17 protein-coding genes are annotated in these 17,853 nt (G+C 72.1%); 14 read left to right on the top strand and 3 right to left on the bottom strand.

All coding sequences use genetic code 11. The features are described 5' to 3' along the window. Nucleotide 1: 1 nt before the first annotated feature. Complete coding sequence (locus AB0P08_RS04475) at nucleotides 2-661, bottom strand: DNA alkylation repair protein (protein ID WP_363588320.1); 660 nt, start codon at nucleotides 659-661, stop codon at nucleotides 2-4. A gap of 101 nt (nucleotides 662-762) precedes the next feature. Further along, nucleotides 763-1,800, bottom strand: coding sequence for an FUSC family protein (locus AB0P08_RS04470; protein ID WP_259951919.1), 1,038 nt, complete (start codon nucleotides 1,798-1,800; stop codon nucleotides 763-765). A gap of 101 nt (nucleotides 1,801-1,901) precedes the next feature. Here AB0P08_RS04470 and AB0P08_RS04465 point away from each other — a divergent pair, with 101 nt between their 5' ends. From AB0P08_RS04465 to AB0P08_RS04405, 13 genes are all read left to right on the top strand, one after another. Further along, nucleotides 1,902-2,357, top strand: coding sequence for an SRPBCC family protein (locus AB0P08_RS04465; RefSeq protein WP_363588318.1), 456 nt, complete (start codon nucleotides 1,902-1,904; stop codon nucleotides 2,355-2,357). 95 nt (nucleotides 2,358-2,452) lie between these two features. After that, the gene (locus tag AB0P08_RS04460) at nucleotides 2,453-3,541 is read left to right on the top strand and encodes a DUF998 domain-containing protein (RefSeq protein ID WP_363588316.1); all 1,089 of its coding nucleotides are present in this window, start codon (nucleotides 2,453-2,455) and stop codon (nucleotides 3,539-3,541) included. A gap of 132 nt (nucleotides 3,542-3,673) precedes the next feature. Beyond that, a complete protein-coding gene (locus AB0P08_RS04455) occupies nucleotides 3,674-3,892 on the top strand; it encodes a hypothetical protein (RefSeq protein ID WP_363588314.1) in 219 nt (72 codons plus the stop codon). Between the two features lie 65 nt (nucleotides 3,893-3,957). Then, the gene (locus AB0P08_RS04450) at nucleotides 3,958-6,822 is read left to right on the top strand and encodes a helix-turn-helix transcriptional regulator (RefSeq protein ID WP_363588312.1); all 2,865 of its coding nucleotides are present in this window, start codon (nucleotides 3,958-3,960) and stop codon (nucleotides 6,820-6,822) included. 73 nt (nucleotides 6,823-6,895) lie between these two features. Further along, the gene (locus tag AB0P08_RS04445; protein WP_025104028.1) at nucleotides 6,896-7,099 is read left to right on the top strand and encodes a cold-shock protein; all 204 of its coding nucleotides are present in this window, start codon (nucleotides 6,896-6,898) and stop codon (nucleotides 7,097-7,099) included. Between the two features lie 234 nt (nucleotides 7,100-7,333). Continuing rightward, nucleotides 7,334-8,359 carry an iron-siderophore ABC transporter substrate-binding protein gene (locus tag AB0P08_RS04440; protein ID WP_363588310.1) on the top strand — a complete coding sequence of 342 codons (1,026 nt, stop codon included), beginning with the start codon at nucleotides 7,334-7,336 and terminating at the stop codon, nucleotides 8,357-8,359. Between the two features lie 32 nt (nucleotides 8,360-8,391). Further along, nucleotides 8,392-9,435, top strand: coding sequence for a FecCD family ABC transporter permease (locus tag AB0P08_RS04435; RefSeq protein WP_363588308.1), 1,044 nt, complete (start codon nucleotides 8,392-8,394; stop codon nucleotides 9,433-9,435). Continuing rightward, complete coding sequence (locus AB0P08_RS04430; protein WP_363588306.1) at nucleotides 9,432-10,505, top strand: FecCD family ABC transporter permease; 1,074 nt, start codon at nucleotides 9,432-9,434, stop codon at nucleotides 10,503-10,505. The genes AB0P08_RS04435 and AB0P08_RS04430 overlap by 4 nt, the downstream gene beginning before the upstream one ends. Continuing rightward, nucleotides 10,502-11,302 (top strand): ABC transporter ATP-binding protein, encoded by an 801-nt coding sequence (locus tag AB0P08_RS04425; protein ID WP_025104024.1) that lies wholly within the window; start codon nucleotides 10,502-10,504, stop codon nucleotides 11,300-11,302. Before AB0P08_RS04430 ends, AB0P08_RS04425 begins: the two co-directional genes overlap by 4 nt. Then, nucleotides 11,292-12,248 (top strand): siderophore-interacting protein, encoded by a 957-nt coding sequence (locus AB0P08_RS04420; RefSeq protein WP_363588304.1) that lies wholly within the window; start codon nucleotides 11,292-11,294, stop codon nucleotides 12,246-12,248. The genes AB0P08_RS04425 and AB0P08_RS04420 overlap by 11 nt, the downstream gene beginning before the upstream one ends. Before the next feature lies 1 nt (nucleotide 12,249). After that, entirely contained in the window at nucleotides 12,250-13,089 is an 840-nt protein-coding gene (locus AB0P08_RS04415) for an ABC transporter ATP-binding protein (protein WP_363588302.1), read from the top strand. Between the two features lie 23 nt (nucleotides 13,090-13,112). Then, a complete protein-coding gene (locus AB0P08_RS04410) occupies nucleotides 13,113-14,144 on the top strand; it encodes an ABC transporter substrate-binding protein (protein ID WP_363588300.1) in 1,032 nt (343 codons plus the stop codon). After that, entirely contained in the window at nucleotides 14,141-16,219 is a 2,079-nt protein-coding gene (locus tag AB0P08_RS04405; protein ID WP_363588298.1) for an iron ABC transporter permease, read from the top strand. Before AB0P08_RS04410 ends, AB0P08_RS04405 begins: the two co-directional genes overlap by 4 nt. A 69-nt stretch (nucleotides 16,220-16,288) precedes the next feature. On the opposite strand, the gene AB0P08_RS04400 is transcribed toward AB0P08_RS04405, so the two are convergent. After that, a complete protein-coding gene (locus tag AB0P08_RS04400; RefSeq protein WP_025104019.1) occupies nucleotides 16,289-17,131 on the bottom strand; it encodes an alpha/beta fold hydrolase in 843 nt (280 codons plus the stop codon). Nucleotides 17,132-17,226: 95 nt separating this feature from the next. On the opposite strand from AB0P08_RS04400, the gene AB0P08_RS04395 reads away from it, so the two are divergent. After that, the gene (locus tag AB0P08_RS04395; protein ID WP_060922831.1) at nucleotides 17,227-17,793 is read left to right on the top strand and encodes a TetR/AcrR family transcriptional regulator; all 567 of its coding nucleotides are present in this window, start codon (nucleotides 17,227-17,229) and stop codon (nucleotides 17,791-17,793) included. Nucleotides 17,794-17,853: the final 60 nt, after the last annotated feature.

The following is a 17,853-nucleotide window of genomic DNA, read 5'->3' as shown; positions in this document are numbered from 1 at the left end:
CTCAGCCCTCGCGACGCCGGACGATCTCCCCGATCCAGAGGGGTGCGAAGGGCGAGGTGCAGCCGGGGGCGGTGGGGTAGTCGGCCAGCACCTGGAGCCGTTCTCCGATCTCCACCGCCCGTCCCCGCAGGTCCGGATGGAAGATGCCGATGTTCGCGAGGGTCTCGTTCATGGCCCACTGCAGGCGCGGCGGGGCCTGCTGCAGGTCGCGGTCGATCAGGTCGAGCAGGTGCGGCAGGTCGAGGCCGTCGGCGTCCTTCGTCACGCGGACCGTCGTGAGCGACCACGCGGCGGCGGCGACGGGGGGATCGGCGTCGTCGAACCAGCGCCGGCGCAGCTCCTCGGCGAGGGGCGACTTCTTGAGCACGTAGTTCACGAACCAGTCGTTCACCTTGGGGGGCCGGGTCTCGCGCAGCATCGTGTCGAGCTCGTCGGCGGTGAAGTCGGCCGGACGGCACACGAGCAGGGCCAGGAGCCGGGCGGACGTCTCGCCGGTCGCCCACAGCTCCCGCGCCAAAGCCTGGTCCGTCTTGATGCGCTTCGCGAGGGCGCGCATGCGGCTCAGGTTGATGCCGTGGTCGTCGCCGCGCTTCTCGTTCGCCGCGCGCTGCTTCGGGTCCTCCAGCGCCGCGAGCTCCGCCAGCGCCTCCTCCACTGTCATCCCGCCAGGGTAACCCCGCCGACCCACCCCTTTCGGTGCGCCCCGGCCCGTTGCGGACGCACAGAGGGGGCCGGGAGGTGCGAAAGGGGGTGGGTCGGTACTCAGTCTTCGTCGAGGAGCTCGCCGCGGATGCGACGGAGGTCTTCCATGAGGGAGCCGATGAGGATCCAGTGCTGCGAGGAGGGCGGACGGATCACGAGCGGAGCGGTCAGCGCGGGGATGGCGGAGGTCAGCGGTTCGGGCTCTGCGGCGGGAGCCGTGGTCTGCACCGCGAGACGCACGTCGTGCCCGGCCCGGCGGAGCTGCTCGGCGATCGCGGCCACCGCGGGCTCCTCGCCGAGCCGGTCGTCGTAGTGGTCGAAGTAGGCCCGCGTCATGCCGATGGTCTGCGTGACGATGGGCGAGAGCCGGTCGAGCAGCGCCCTCAGCTCCTGCAGGTCGGCGCGATGGGTCGAGCGCCGGGGGTTCAGCGTGAGCGACTCCTCCCCGGCGGCGATCGCGGCTTCGGCGGCGTCCTTCATGGGTCGCAGCAGCCGCACCTCGAGCATGAGCTCCTGCAACCGCGCCGGAGTCTGCGGGGCGGGCAGGGCGTCCGCGAGACGGTCGAGGCTCGCGGCGAGCTCCCGTCCGAGCAGCCCCACGTCCCGCCGCGCCGGCTCGACGAGCACCGGCGGCACGATCAGCGCATTCACGACGATGCCGATCACCACCCCGATGAGGGTCTCCCCGATCCGGGCGATCGCGTACTCCGGACTCGACGACCCGAGCGCCAGCACGAGCATCGCCGAGATCGCGACCTGGTTGCCGGTGCCGGGGGACGCCCGGAAGATCCATGCCACGAGCATCGCGACGACGATCGCGAGCAGCACGATCCAGCTCGGCGAGCCGAGGAGCAGGCCGAGGCCGACGGCGATCACCACGCCGACGATCACGCCGATGCTGCGCTCCAGCGCCTTCGACAGCGACTGGTTGACGCTGGGCTGCACGACCAGCAGCGCGGCGATCGCGGCGAACACCGGCAGCTGCCCGGGGAAGACCAAGCCCGCGATCAACCACGCGGCGATGGTCGCCGCGGCCGACTTCACCACCTGCAGCAGGGGGGAGCGCTGGGAGGCGCGGATCGCGGCGGGGATGCGCATGACCTCCACGGTAGTCGCGCCGATGTCAACCCCATCGCCGATCTCGCCCGCAGCGGGCTGAATGGAAGCACACGAACGACGAACAAGTGAGGAGCATCCCCATGGTGCAGATCATCGAGACCATCGACGTCGACGTTCCCGTCCGCACGGCGTACAACCAGTGGACGCAGTTCGAGAGCTTCCCGAAGTTCCTCGACGAGGTCGTCTCCATCACGCAGATCGACGCGACCCACACGCACTGGAAGGTGAACGTGGCGGGCGCGGAGCGTGAGTTCGACGCCGAGATCACCGAGCAGCACCCGGATGAGCGCGTCGCGTGGAACAGCGTCGGCGGCGAGACCGAGCACGCGGGCGTCGTGACGTTCCACAAGCTCGACGAGAACACCACGCGTGTGACCGTCCAGCTCGACTGGGCGCCGGAGGGACTGCTGGAGAAGGTCGGTGCCCTGGTCGGCGCCGGATCCCACGCGGTGAAGAAGGACCTGAAGAACTTCAAGGAGTTCATCGAGGGCCGTGGCGTCGAGACCGGCGCCTGGCGCGGTGACGTGGACGCCTGACGCATCCTCTTCGAGGCCCGGGACCGCTGCGCGCGGCCCGGGCCTCGTCGCGTGTGAGGGCTGCGGGCGTCGGAGGGGCGTGCTTGCATGGGCGCATGGACACGAGGGAGCGTCTGCGCGGCGAGGGGCGTGCCGTGCTCGCGACCGTGGTCTGCTTCGTCGGGGGAGCTCTCGCCGGGGCGTTGCTCCTCGCCGGCCCGCCGCGGCCGCTGACGGGTGAGGGAGGACTGGCGCTGCCCGCTGCGGGGGTCGCCGGCGGTGTCGCGGCCCTGGCCTTCGTCGTCAGCACTCTCCTGCACCGTCGCGATGAGGCAGCCGCGATGCCGCGCTGGCAACGGGTCGTGTCGCGCCTCTCGGCCGCCGCCCTCACCGTCGCGTTCGGGGCGGTGACGGCGATGGGTGTGCTGCTCACGGCCGAGGTGCTCGCGGCGGGCCTGCGCGGCCTCGCGCTCGGAGCCATCGGCGGCGGGCTGCTCACGGGGGTCGCGGCCGCGGTCGGCGGACGACTCGCCTTCGGTGCGGGAATCGGGCTCCGGACCGCGGACCTCGCCGGGCTCCTGTTCGGGTTCCTCGTGATCGGCACGCTGTTCGCGATGGTGACCGCCGTCGACCCCCGGTGGTGGGAGGAGAACTTCTCGCAGCTCGGGGTGGGGTGGGCGTTCAACGGCACCCTCGTCGTCGCCGGGCTGCTGGTCGCCACCGTCGGCTCGTACATCGGTCGCGATCTGCATCGGCTGCTCGGGGACCACGCGCTGTCCCGGATCGCGACCGTGGTCGTGCTGTGGGCGGCGGCCGGGCTCGCTCTCGCCGCGGTCGGGCTCCTGCCGCTGTATCGAGCCCCCGTGCCGCACGACATCGCAGCCGTCGCGGCGCTGCTCCTCTTCCTCGGGGCTGCCGCGGCGACGACTTTGATCGTCCCCGGTCGGCCCCTGGCCCTCGTGGTGACCTCCGTCGCCGTCGGGGTGCTCGTGGTCGGGGCCGTGCTGCTGTGGTGGCCGCTCCGCTTCTTCCCGGTGACCGCGGTGGAGGCGGTCGTCGTCGGGCTCGGACTGCTGTGGATGACGACGCTCGTGCGGGTGCTCGCGATCCTCGTGCCGGAGGGGGCTCGTCCGTCCACGCGGCGCTCGCTCTGGGAGGGCAGGCGTTCGCGCGGGCTCAGGCGGGTGGGTGGACCAGGAGCCTGATGCGGCGCGGGAGCCTGCGTCGGCGTAGGGAGGTCGGCGGGGAGAGGGCGCGGAAGATAGGGCATCCGTCCGATGTCGAGGGGGCACCTCAGAGCGGAGTGTAGGGATACACCGAACCGTCGAGGAGACATCATGTTCGAGCACCCCTCCCTCATCCATCAGGTCACCGTCTTCGAGCAGGAGCAGATCGAGCGCGCGGTCGCCCGGCGCCGGATGCTCATCGAGCACGCGGACCAGATCGTGCCGCGTCCTGCGGGTCCGCTGCGCCGGCTGCTGCGCCTCGGACGCGCGCGAGCGTCCGCGCCGCAGGCTCCGCGCACTGCGGCGTGCGACCCGGCCGTCGCCCGATGACGGACGGCGTCGTCCTGTCCTTCCCCGGCCCTCCGGATGTCCGCGGGCAGTGGCACGATGGATCCATGGCCCCAGCCCCCACCGCCGCGATGGTCGGGCGTGATGCCGAGCTCGCCGGGATGCGCCGCCTGTTCGACGGCGTGCGCCAGGGTGTGCCCGCCGCGCTGCTCGTGGAGGGCGAGGCGGGGATCGGCAAGTCCCGGCTGGTGCGGGAGTTCAGCGCCGAGATCGCGACCGCGGCCGACGTGCACGGGGGCTGGTGTCTCGACCTCGGCACCTCGCGCGCCCCGTTCGGCCCGCTCGCCGGCATCCTCCGCTCGCTCGTGGAGCGGCTGGGCGCGGAGCGTGTGCGCGAGGCGGTCGGCGTGGGCGTCGAGGCGCTCGGCATGCTGCTGCCCGAGCTCGTCGACGCCCCCGCCGCTCGCGACCGCACCAGCCCCGAACGCCTGCGCGACGCGATCGCCTCCCTCATCGAGGCCGCCACGGAGCTGGCGCCGCAGGTCATCGTCGTCGAAGACCTGCACTGGGCCGACGACTCGACCCTCGCGATCCTCTCCTTCCTGCTGCGCACGCTCGACCGCGGCCGCCTCCTGCTGCTCATCACCTGCCGCACCGACGATGTGCGCCGAGGCGACGCGGTGAGCCGGTTCATCGGCGAGGCCACGAGGGCGCGACTGCTCGAACGGATGACCGTGCCGCGCCTCGACGACCATGCGGTCGGCGAGCTGGTCGCACAGATCACGGGACGCGCGCCGACCGCGACGGCGCTGGAGCGGCTGCAGGTGCGCGCGGAGGGCGTCCCCTTCTTTGTCGAGGAGATCGCCGGGTGCGCCCAGGGCCCCCTGCCGGAGAGCCTGCGCGACCTGCTGCTCGCCCGCTTCGACCGCCTCGGCGACGACGCGCGCCGGGTGGTGCAGGTGATGTCCGGCGCCGAGCGGCCGCTCACGGATCCGCTGCTGCTGCGCCTCGTCGACCTTCCGGAGGATCGTGTCGAAGATGCCGTCCGTGAGGCCGTGCGCAGCGGCATCATCGTCGTCGGCGAGGACGACTACCGGTTCCGCCACGCTCTGCTGCGGGAGGCCGTGCACGGCGATCTGCTCCCCGGCGAGAGGGCGCGGCTGCACCGGGCCTACGCCGAGGCGTTGGAGGAGGGCGGGGGCGACGACGCGGCGGCGTCGGCCTACCACTGGCAGCTCGCGCAGGACGATCGTCGTGCGATCGCGGCCGCCGCCGACGCCATGCGGCAGGCGAAGGCCCAGTACGCCTTCGCCAGCGCGGCGCGGTTCGGCGAGCTCGTCCTCGAGCTCTGGCCGCTCGTGCCGGACGCGGCGGAGGCGACGGGCTTCGCGCGTCTCGACCTCCTCCACGTGCTCGGGTCGGTCCTGCGCAACGCCGGCGACGGGGAGCGCGCGCTCGCGGTCGCCAACGTCGCGCTGAGCGAGGTCGACGCGGCGACGGTCGACCCGCGACTGCACGCCCGGCTGCTGCGCAACAAGGCGCTGTACCTCGTCAACCTCGGGCGTCTCGGAGCCGTCCCGTTGCTTCAGGAGGCGCTGGCGCTCGCCGAGCGGGTCGACGACGACGTGTTCCGTGCGGAACTGCTGAATCAGCTCGCGAGTCGTCGCATGATCGCGGGTGACCGGGAGGAGGCCATCCGCCTCGCCGACGAGGCGGAGCGCCGGGCGGCGGGCGCCGCGACGACGGACCAGCTCTCGATCGCCGCGAACGTCCGTGGCGGGTCGCTGGCGCACCTCGGACGGGTCGCGGAGGGGGTGCGCGAGTACGGACGGGCACGCGACCTCGCCGCCGGATCGACGGCCGAGATGCGTTACCGCGTCAACTACTCCGACCTGCTGACGCTGCTGGGCCGCTACCGGGAGGCCGTCGCCGTCGCCGAGGAGGGTCTGCGCCGGGCTCGTGAGCTCCGCGTCGAGCGCACCTCGGGCTCGATCATGGCGCAGAACATGATCGTGCCGTTGCTCGAGCTCGGCGAGATCGACCAGGTCGAGGACATGCTGGCCCGCGACTTCCTGCAGGGCACGCTGCGGGTGTTCCGGATGTACGTGAGCATGACCCGGGTGCGGGTGCTCGCCTGGCGGGGCCGGGCCGCGGAGGCCGCGGAGACCCTGCAGGAGTGGCTGCCGGCGTTCGAGGAGACGGGGGTCTCGGAGCGGCAGATCTGGTACGACCGGATCACGATGCAGGTCGCGGTGGCCGAGTGTCAGGGCGACCTCCGCGGAGCGCTCGACGTGATCCTGGCGATGCTGGAGGACGAGCGTCCGGCGCTGCTGCATCAGCGCCGGCTGCTCCTGGAGGCCGGTGCCCTCGTGACGGCGCTGCGTGCGGCCGGGGCGGACGTCGAGTCGGCGGTCGCGGCGGTGCGGACGGCCTGGGAGGCGCAGCCGCCGGAACTCCAGGACGACGCGTGGTCGACGGTGCTGCACGCCCTTCTCGAACCGGAGCCGGCGGTGGTCGACGAGGCGCTGGTGTGTGCGGACGGGGACGACGTTCCGGTGACGTTCCGGGTGGTGCTCCGGCTCGAGCGGGCCCGGCTGCACGTCGCCGCGGGAGAGCGCGCCGAGGCGGCTGCCGTGCTGGCCACGGCGACGGCGATCGCCGAGCGACTCGGCCACGTGCCGCTGCAGAAGGCACTGACACGGTTCGGCGATGCGTCCGGGGTACGTCCGACCGGACCCCGCGAGGCCGACGCGGAGCAGCTGACGGCCAGGGAGCGGCAGGTACTCGCCCTGATCGCTGAGGGCCTGAGCAACCGCCAGATCGGGGAGCGCCTGTTCATCAGTGTGAAGACCGTCAGCGTGCACGTCTCGGCGGTGCTGCGCAAACTCGGTGTCAGCACGCGCACCGAGGCGGCACTCGCCCATCGCACGGCCGAAGAGGCGGCATCCGGTCAGTCGGCCGTGGTAGCGTGACCGAGCATGCATGTCGGATCATCGGCATGATGCAGGCCGCGCGAGCGGCCGGTCAACAGAAAGTAGAAAACACATGGCCACTGGCACTGTGAAATGGTTCAACGCAGAGAAGGGCTTCGGCTTCATCGCTCCCGATGACGGCACCGAAGACCTCTTCGCCCACTACTCGGCTATCGCCGGCTCCGGTTTCAAGGAGCTCCGCGAGAACCAGAAGGTCGAATTCGACGCTGAGCGTGGCCCCAAGGGCATGCAGGCGGCGAACATCCGCGCTCTCTGAGCGTGCGCTGACTTCCTGAAGCCGGCCGGATCCGTACGGGTCCGGCCGGCTTTTTCGTTGCCCCGACACCTTCGAATCGCCCACTTTGCGGCATCCGGGCGCCGGATGGGACAAGGTGAGCGATTCGAAACGGAAGTGAGGCAGCCCTAACCTCCGTGTTAGATTAGGCGAGGCTTACCAAAGACCGGACGCTCTCGCGTCGACACCCCATCTCCCATCCCGAAGGGAACGCCTGTGCGCACCTCTCGACTCCTCGCCCTCGGCGCGGCCGCCGCGCTCGCCGTGACGCTGTCCGCCTGCTCGTCCTCCGCGCCGGAGTCGACCGCGACCACCGGGGGCAACCCGGCCTCCGACGACGCGTTCCCGGTCACCATCGAGCACGTCTACGGCGAGACGACCATCGACGAGAAGCCCGAGCGCGTGGCCACCATCGCGTGGGCGAACCACGAGGTGCCGCTGGCCCTCGGCATCGTCCCGGTCGGCATGAGCAAGGCCACCTGGGGCGACGACGACGACAACGGCATCCTCCCCTGGGTCGAGGAGAAGCTCGACGAGCTCGGAGGCGAGACCCCGGTGCTCTTCGACGAGACCGACGGCATCGACTACGAGGCCGTGGCCGACACCGAGCCCGATGTCATCCTCGCCGCCTACTCCGGCCTCACGCAGGAGGAGTACGACACGCTCTCCAAGATCGCCCCGGTCGTCGCCTACCCCGACGTCGCGTGGGGCACGTCCGTCGACGACATGGTCGAGATGAACTCCAAGGCCCTGGGGCTCGAGGCCGAGGGCGAGGCCCTGATCGAGGACCTGCACGCCGACGCCGACGCCGCCCTCGCGGCCAACAGCGCGCTCGAGGGCAAGAAGGTGCTGTTCGCCTACTTCGACCCGAGCGACCTGAGCCAGATCGGCTACTACACCGCGGCCGACACGCGCCCCGGCTACCTGCACGACCTCGGCCTGCCGCTCCCCGCGATCGTGGAGGAGAACGAGGACAGCGACCAGTTCTACCTGCAGGTGAGCGCCGAGGAGGCGCAGAAGTTCGACGACGTCGACGTGCTCGTGACCTACGGCGACGACTCCACTCTCGCCACGCTGCAGGCCGACCCGCTGCTGTCGAAGATCCCGGCCATCGCGGAGGGCCGCGTCGCGATCCTCCCGGACGCCACCCCCATCGCCGCATCGGCGAACCCGTCGGCGCTGTCGATCCCGTGGGGTCTCGAGGACTACCTGGCCATCCTCGCCGCGCCGCTCGCGAAGTAAGCTCCGCGTCCGCCCCCCAGCGGAGAGTCGTCGTGATCTCAGCACCCGTCCTCGCGCCGGACGCCGCCACCCTGCGGCGTCCGGCGGTGGTGCGCACCCTCTGGCTGCTCGCCGGGGTCGGTGTGATCCTCGTGCTCGTCGTGCTCTCGGTGTCGTTCGGGGTGCGGGCGGTCAGCCTCGACGACATCCTCGCGGCGCTCTCCGGGCGGTCGGACACGATCGCTCAGGCCGCGGTCGTCAAGCGCATCCCTCGCACGGTGCTCGCGCTCCTCGTGGGGGCGGCCCTCGCCCTCGCCGGGGCGACCATGCAGGCCGTCACGCGCAACCCCGTCGCCGACCCCGGCATCCTGGGGGTCTCGAACGGCGCCTCGTTCGCGGTCGTCCTCGGCATCGCGTTCTTCGGACTCAGCAATCCCTACGGGCAGATGGCCTTCGCGATCGTGGGCGCCGCGGCGGCCGCCGTGTTCGTCTACACCGTCGGCTCCCTCGGCCGTGGCGGGGCCACCCCGCTCAAGCTGGCCCTCGCGGGGGCGGCGACCTCCGCCGCGTTCGCCTCGCTCATCAGCGCGGTCATGCTGCCGCGGGTCGACCTGCTCCAGACGTTCCAGTCGTGGCAGATCGGCGGCGTCGGCGGGGCGGAGTGGCCGCGGATCGCGATCACCGCCCCGGTCCTCGCGGTCGGCGCCCTCATCTGCTTCCTGTCTGCACGCGGCATGAACTCCCTCGCCCTCGGCGACGACATGGCCAAGGGGCTCGGCGAGCACGTGCTGCGCACCCGGATGCTGTCGGCCCTCGGTGCGGTCATCCTGGCCGGCGCGGCGACGGCGATCGCGGGGCCGATCGGGTTCGTCGGGCTCATCGTCCCCCACATGTGCCGGATGCTCGTGGGCACAGACCACCGCTGGCTGCTGCCGTTCTCGGCCCTCGCCGGCGCCGCGCTGCTCACCGCGAGCGACATCGTCGGACGCGTGATCTCGCCGTCGTCCGAGGAGATCCAGGTGGGTATCATCACGGCGATCATCGGGGCGCCGTTCTTCATCTGGATCGTCCGCCGACAGAAGGTGCGGGAGCTGTGAGCACGACCGAGCGCACCCTCGTCCGCGGCGACGAGTCCGCCGCCGCCCGCACCGCGCGTGTCATCGCCGGCCGCCGGGCACGCCACCGCCGTCATGCCGTGGTCACCGTCGCGCTCGGGGCCGTCGTGGTCGTGCTGTTCGTCGTGGCGCTCATGGTCGGCAACACGTTCTACCCGCTCGACGAGGTCGTCCGCGTGATCCTCGGCGAGACGGTGCCCGGCGCCTCGTTCACCGTCGGCGATCTGCGCCTGCCGCGCGCCGTCCTCGCCGTCCTCACCGGCCTCGCGTTCGGCATGGCGGGCGTCACCTTCCAGACCATGCTGCGCAACCCGCTCGCCTCGCCGGACATCATCGGCATCTCGAACGGGGCCGGCGCCGCCGCGGTGTTCGGCATCGTCGTGCTCTCGCTCAACGGCCCCGCCGTCTCGCTCCTCGCGCTCGTCGGTGCCCTCGTCACCGCGCTGGCGATCTACCTCCTCGCCATCAAGGGCGGCTTCGCGGGCACCCGCCTCATCCTCATCGGGATCGGCGTCGCGGCGATGCTGCAGAGCGTCATCTCCTACCTGCTGTCCCGGGCCGCGAACTGGGACATCCAGACCGCGATGCAGTGGCTCACCGGCAGCCTCAACAACGCGTCGTGGGAGCGGGTGCTGCCGATGGCGATCGCCGCCGCGATCCTCGTGCCGCTGCTGCTCTCGCAGGGCCGGGCGCTGGGCACGCTCCAGCTCGGGGACGACTCCGCCGCCGGGCTCGGTGTGCGGGTCACCGCCACGCGCCTCGTCTTCATCCTCGGCGCCGTGGCCCTCCTCGCCTTCGCGACCGCCGCCACCGGGCCGATCGCCTTCGTCGCGTTCATGGCCGGACCCATCGCCGCGCGGCTCACCGGTCCCGGTGCCACGCTGCTGCTCCCCAGCGGCCTCGTCGGCGCGGTGCTCGTGCTCGGCGGCGACCTCATCGCCCAGTTCGCGCTCGGCGCGCGCTACCCGGTCGGCGTGGTCACCGGCGTCGTCGGCGCGCCGTACCTCATCTACCTGCTCATCCGCACCAACCGCACCGGAGGCTCGCTGTGACCGCCGCCCACCGCCTGTCCGCCGAAGGGGTCACCCTCTCCTACGGCGACCGCACCGTGGTCGAGGGTCTCGACCTGCAGATCGCGCCGGGGAAGATCACCACGATCGTCGGCGCGAACGGCTGCGGCAAATCGACGCTGCTGCGCGCCCTCGCCCGCCTGTTGTCGCCGGGGGACGGGGAGGTCGTGCTCGACGGGAAGTCCATCCACGCCCGCCCCACGAAGGAGGTCGCGCGCATCCTCGGCCTGCTGCCGCAGTCGCCCGTGGCCCCCGAGGGCATCGCCGTCGCGGACCTCGTCGGTCGCGGGCGTCATCCCCACCAGCGGGCGCTGTCGCGGTGGAGCGCGCACGACTACGAGGTCGTCGCCGACGCCCTGGACGCGACCGGGATCAGCGACCTCGCCGACCGCAGCGTGGACGAGCTCTCCGGCGGTCAGCGGCAGCGCGTCTGGATCGCGATGGCCCTCGCGCAGGAGACCGACATCCTGCTGCTGGACGAGCCGACGACGTTCCTCGACGTGGCCCACCAGGTCGAGGTGCTCGACCTGCTCACCGACCTCAGCGTCGCGCGCGGCACCACGATCGTCATGGTGCTGCACGACCTCAACCTGGCGGCGCGCTACGCCGACGAGCTCGTCGCCATGAAGGACGGCCGCGTGCACGCGATCGGCGCCCCGCAGGACGTCGTCACCGCCGAGCTCGTGCAGGAGGTCTTCGGCCTCCCCAATCAGATCACCATCGACCCGGTCTCCGGCAAGCCGATGGTCACCCCCATCGGAAGGCATCATGTCCGCTGAATCCACCACGACCGAGCGCCCGACCTACATCCTCACCCGCGCCGAGGTGCGCGGCGTCGACCGCGTCTCCCCGTCGTTCGTGCGGGTGACGCTCGGCGGCGAGGAGCTCAGCGAGCTGGGGACCCCCGGCGCGGTCTACGACAGCCGGGTCAAGCTCGTCTTCCCGCCCGCGTCCGGCGTGCTCGCGGAGATCGATCGGTCGACGTACGACTGGTGGGGCTCGTACCTCGCCGTCCCGGAGGAGGAGCGCGGCTCGATGCGCACCTACTCCGTGCGCGAGCTGCGGGTCGCCGACGACGGCCGCACCGAGGTCGACATCGACTTCGTGCTGCACCTGGAGCCCGGACTCACCGGTCCGGCCTCGCGGTGGGCGAGCACCGCCGCGGTGGGGCAGGAGCTGTGGCTGGTCGGCCCGCGCCGGGGCGTCGTCGCGCACGGCGGCGCGGAGTACGCGCCGGGGGCGGCGACCTCAGTGGTCCTCGTCGGCGATGAGACCGCGGCCCCCGCCATCGCCCGCATCCTGGAGGACGCCCCGCGTGACCTCCGCGGCGTCGCGTTCATCGAGGTGCCGTCGCCCGCCGACGTGCTCGCGATCGACGTGCCGGCCGGGGTCGACGTGCACTGGCTCCCGCGCGACATCGGCGAGCCGCACGGCCTTCGCCTCATCCCCGCGGTGCTCGAGTATCTGGGGGACGACGACGCCGGGGACGAGATCCGGGTCACCGACATCGAGGGGGAGGACCTCCTGTGGGAGACCCCCGAGTACTCGAGCCTGGGGGAGGAGATCCCCCGTGAGGACGACCGCGCCGGCCGCTACTTCTGGATCGCGGGCGAGAGCGGTGTGGTGACGACGCTGCGTCGGCACCTCGTGAAGGACCTCGGCGTCGACCGCGCACAGGTCGCCTTCATGGGCTACTGGCGCCGCGGCGTCGCGATGCGGGGCTGAGATGACCGAGGCCATCGATCGCCACAGCCTGGAGGGGGAGTCCCTCGTCCTCGGCTACGGCCGCACCCGGGTCGTGCACGACGTCTCCCTGCGCCTCGCGCCGGGCCGGGTGACCGCGCTGATCGGACCGAACGGCAGCGGCAAGTCGACCGTCCTCCGCGCCCTCGCGCGGCTGCACCGCATCGAGGCGGGGACCGTGCGCGTCGGCGGCGCGGAGTCGCGCGACGCCGCCGCCCTCTCCGCCAAGGAGTTCGCGAAGACCGTCGCGATGCTGTCGCAGTCCCGGCCGCACCCGTCCGGGATCGAGGTCTCCGACGTCGTCGCCTACGGCCGCCACCCGCACCGCGGACGGTTCTCCGGCGTGAGCGACGCCGACCGAGCGGCCGTGGCGCGCGCCCTCGCCCTCACCGGCCTCTCCGCCATGGCCGCCCGTCCGGTCGACCAGCTCTCCGGCGGCGAGCTGCAGCGCGTCTGGCTGGCGACCGCACTCGCCCAGGACACCGGGGTGCTGCTGCTCGACGAGCCGACCAACCACCTCGACCTGCGCTACCAGGTGGAGACCCTCGATCTGGTGCGGGAGCTCGCCGACGACCACGGCACCGCGCTCGGCGTCGTGCTGCACGACCTCGACCACGCCGCCTCGGTCGCCGACGACGTCGTGCTGATGCACCGAGGGCGGGTGCACGCGGCGGGGGCTCCCGCCGAGGTGCTCACCGGCGAGAACCTGTCGCACGTGTACGGACTGCGCATCGACACCGCCCTCGACGAGGAGACCGGCCTGGTGCGGGTGCGTCCGCGCGGCCGCCACCACGGTCGCCTCCGCGCCCCCTCCGCCTCCTGATCCCGACCCTGAAGGAACCACCGATGAAGAAGACCCCCCTCGCCGTGCTCGCCCTCGGCGGCGCCCTCACCCTCGCGCTCGCCGGCTGCGGCACCACGCAGACGTCGTCCGCCGAGGGGTCCGACGCCCCGACCTCGACGAGCGCGGGCTGCACGGACGACACCACGAGCACCTCGACCGGGGCGGTCTCCGTCACCGACGATCTCGGCCGCACGGTGGAGCTCGACACGCCGGCCGAGCGCATCGCGGTGCTCGAGTGGCAGCAGATCGAGGACGCCCTGTCGCTGTGCGTGACGCCGGTCGCGGTGGCCGACGCCGAGGGGTACAGCACCTGGGTCACGGCGGAGGAGCTGCCGGAAGGCGTCGTGGACGTGGGCACCCGCCAGGAGCCGAACCTGGAGACGCTGTTCGGCACCGATCCCGACCTCGTGATCGTCGAGGTCAATGCCGCGGACGACCCCATCGTCGCGCAGCTGGAGGCCTACGACGTGCCCGTGCTCGCGACGATCGGCGCCGATGCGAAGGACCCGATCGCCAAGATGCTGAACACCTTCGACCTCATCGCGCAGGTCACCGGCCGCGAGGAGCGGGCCGACGTCGTCACCGAGGAGTTCCAGGAGCACCTCGACACCGCGAAGGCCGAGCTCGCCGACCGCGACCTCGCCACGACCGACTTCGTGTTCTTCGACGGCTGGGTCGACGGCGGCAACGTGGCGCTGCGTCCGTTCGGCCAGGGCTCGCTCGTGGGCGAGGTGGGCGAGGAGCTCGGGCTGACGAACGCCTGGACCGGCGAGGTCGACCCCGTGTACGGCCTCGGACAGACCGATGTCGAGGGCATGACGACGGTCGGCGACGCGAACCTGTTCTACACCGGCACCGCGGACCCGGATTCCGAGAGCTTCGTCGACGCCCTCGCGGACAACCCCGCCTGGACCTCCCTCCCCGCGGTGGCGGAGGACCGCCTGACCGCGTTCCCGGCCGGTATCTGGACCTTCGGCGGCCCGCGCTCGACCGCGCAGATCATCGACGGTTACCTCGAGGTGCTCTCCAAGTGACGGAGACCCTCCGCCTCGACGACACGACGGCGACCGCGGAGCCCGGCGCCCCGGCGTCCGCCGTCCCCGTCGGGGCGGAGGGTCGGAAGCCCGCGGTGTGGACGGGCGTCGGTGTGCTCGTCGCTCTCGCCGTCGTGCTGGTCGCGGTCGCCTGCTGGCACCTCACCCAGGGCACGAGCGGCGCGGTGTTCGCCGACACCGACGTCCTCTGGGGCTCGCGGGTGCCGAGGCTCGCCGCCGGTGTCGCGGTGGGCGTGGCCCTCGGGGTCGCCGGCATCCTGCTGCAGTCCCTCGCCCGCAATGCCCTCGCGTCGCCGGACACGCTGGGCGTGACCGCCGGGGCCTATCTCGCCGTCACGGCGCTCGCCGCATTCGGGATCGCCGTGCCGGTGTGGGCCTCCGGGGCGGTGGCGTTCGCGGGCGGCATCGTCGCCGCGGGCATCGTGCTCGGGCTCGCCGGCGGGGCGGGGTCGTCCACGACCCGCCTCATCCTCGCCGGCACCGCGCTGGCGCTCGCCTTCCAGGCCGCGACCTCGACGCTGCTCATCCTGTTCGACGAGGAGACCAAGGGACTGCTCGCCTGGGGGAGCGGGAGCCTGTCGCAGCTCGGACTCACCGCGTTCCTCCAGGCGGCGCCGGTCGTCGTGGTCGTCACGGTGCTGGCCCTCGTGCTCGCGCGGCGCCTCGACATCCTGTCCCTGGGCGACGACACGGCCTCGTCGCTCGGCGTGCCGATCCGGTCGACCAGGACCATCGGGATCCTCCTCGCGGTCACCCTCACGGCGGTCGCGGTGACGCTCGCCGGGCCGATGGGCTTCGTCGGGCTGTGTGCGCCGGTGCTCGCGCGGCTGCTGACGCGGGTGGTGCCGAGCCTGAACCGCCATCTGCTGCTGATCCCCGCGTCGGGGCTCCTCGGCGCCCTCGTCGTCATCCTCTCCGATGCCCTCCTGCGCGCGCTGATCGGCGCGGAGGCCGCGATCCTCATCCCGACCGGCGTCGCGACGACGCTGCTCGGCGCGATCGTGCTCGTGCTCATGGCCCGACGCCTCCGCGACGCCGGGCCCACGCGCGAGCCTCCGCGGGTGCGCTTCGGCGTCCGCAGCCGCCTGCGCTTCCGGATCACCCTCGCCCTCGTCGCCCTCGGCCTGGTCGGGGTGCTCCTGCTCGGACTGCTCGCCGGGCACACGTGGCTGCTCACCGGCGACATCGCGCTGTGGCTGCAGGGGCAGGCTTCCGCTCCCATCGCCTTCGCCCTCGACGAGCGGGCGCCGCGGATCGTGGCCGCCGTGGTCGCCGGCGCCGCGCTCGCGCTCTCCGGCGCCGTGATCCAGGGGGTGAGCCGCAACCCGCTCGCCGACCCGGGCATCCTCGGCGTCACCGGCGGCGGCGGGCTCGGCGCGGTGCTGGTGATCACGAGCATCACGTCGTCGACGGGCGGGATGATCGCGGGAGCCGTCACGGGCTCGCTGCTCGCCTTCGCCCTCGTCTACCTGCTGTCGTGGCGGGGAGGTCTGAACGCGGACCGGTTCCTGCTCATCGGCATCGGGGTGTCGTACTTCACGGTCTCGCTCACGACCTTCTTCCTGCTGCGGTCGAACCCGTGGGACACCCCGAAGATCTACACCTGGCTCTCCGGCACGACCTACGGGCGGGTGTGGGAGCAGGTCGTCCCGCTGGCGATCGTCCTCGTGATCGCGGTGCCGTTCGTGGTGATGAGTCGCCGGGAGCTCGACGTGCTGTCGCTCGATGAGGACACCCCGCGACTGGTCGGCATCCGGCTGGAGCCCGTCCGGTTGACGCTGCTGCTGGTGGCGGCCGTCCTCGCGGCGCTGAGCGTGACGGCGATCGGGGTCATCGGCTTCGTGGGGCTCGTGGCGCCGCACGCGGCGCGGGCCCTGGTGGGCGCGCGGCATTCGCGGGTGATCCCGACGGCGGTGCTCCTCGGCGGGCTGCTCGTCGGCATCGCGGACACGATCGGCCGGACGGTGATCGCCCCCGCGCAGCTTCCGGCGGGTCTCGTGGTCGCGCTGATCGGCGCCCCGTACTTCGTCTGGCTGCTCTGGCGCTCCCGCTGACCCGCTTCGAATCGCCCGAATGGCCCCATCTCCGGAGGAAATGGGGCCATTCAGGCGATTCGAACGGGGTTACCGGGCCAGGAACTGCGTCAGCGCGGCGTTGACCTCGTCGGCGTGGGTCCAGAGGAGGCCGTGCGGGGCGCCCTCGACCTCGACGTACTCGGCCTCGGGGACGGCCTGGCGGAAGCGGCGGGCGGTCGCGTCGATCGGCAGGATGTTGTCCTTCGTGCCGTGCAGGATGAGGGTGGGCTTGCCGGCGGCGGCCACGGCCTTCACGTCGTCGCGGAAGTCCTCGATCCAGGTCGGGACCACGGCGTACGCGGCGACCGGGGCGCTGGTGACGGAGAGGTTCCAGTTCGCGTCGACGACCTGCTGGCTGATGCGCGTGCCGAGGTTCTCGTCGAGGTTGTAGAAGTCCGTGTAGAACTGGGTGAACCAGGCGTAGCGGTCGCCCTTGGCGGCGGCCTCGATCCCGTCGAAGACCTCCTGCGGCACGCCCTCGGGGTTGTCGTCGCGCTGCACGAGGAAGGGCTCGAGCGACGCGAGGAAGGCGAGCTTCGCGACGCGCTCGTGGCCGTAGCGGCCGACGTAGCGGGCGAGCTCGCCGGTGCCCATGGAGAAGCCGACGAGCACGACGTCGCGGAGGTCGAGGGTCTCGAGCACCGTGTTCAGATCGGCGGCGAAGGTGTCGTAGTCGTAGCCGGAGCCGACCTTGGAGGACTGTCCGAAGCCGCGGCGGTCGTAGGTGATGACGCGGTACCCCTGGGCGAGGAGCTCGCGGGTCTGGCGCTCCCAGCTGTGCCCGTTGAGCGGGTAGCCGTGGATCAGCACGACGGGCTGACCGCTGCCCTGGTCTTCGTAGTAGAGCTCGATCGGGGTGGTGTTCTCGGTGCCGACGGTGATGTAACCCATGATGTGTTCCTTCCGATGCCGGTGAGAACGATCGTTCTCGCCTGATGTGATTAATCTAGAGAACGTTCGTTCTCATGTCAAGTAGACTTCTGGACATGACCGAAGACGAGGCGCGCGAACGCATCCTCTCCGCCGCGGAGGAGCTCTACTACCGCAAGGGCTACGCGGCGGTCGGCATGGACGAGCTGCGGGCTGCCGCCGGGGTGTCGCTGCGGCGCGTGTACTCGCTGTTCCCGGCGAAGACCGACATCGTCGCGGCGGTGCTCACCCGGAAGCACGCCGAGTGGGAGCAGGGGCTCACGGCGGCCGTAGCGCAGAGCGGCGACGACCCGCGCGCCCGCCTCCTCGCGGTCTACGGCTACCTGGAGGACTGGTTCTGCAGCGACGGGTTCCGGGGCTGCGCCTTCATCAACGCGTTCGGCGAGCTCGGGGGGACGAGCCCCGAGGTGGCCGCGATCGTCCGCGCGCACAAGGCCTCGTTCCAGCAGTACATGGCGGAGCTCGTCGCGGCGACCGGCGCCCCGGTGGGCCTGGCCGCCCAGCTCTCGCTCCTCGCCGAGGGGGCGCAGAGCACGGCGGCGATCGGCGCCGACCCGGAGGCCGCCGTGCACGCTCGCCGCGCCGCCGAGGTTCTGATCGACGCCGCCCTCGCTCCGGCCTGATGCCCATTCGCTAACCTGGTTAGCGAAATCGCGAGTCCCTGTCAAGGCCACTGCCTTCCG

It is taken from the genome of Microbacterium meiriae (assembly GCF_040686935.1).
Classification (GTDB): domain Bacteria; phylum Actinomycetota; class Actinomycetes; order Actinomycetales; family Microbacteriaceae; genus Microbacterium; species Microbacterium meiriae.
The sequence above is the reverse complement of the archived record's forward strand: the minus strand, read 5'-3'. Positions and strand labels throughout refer to the sequence as shown.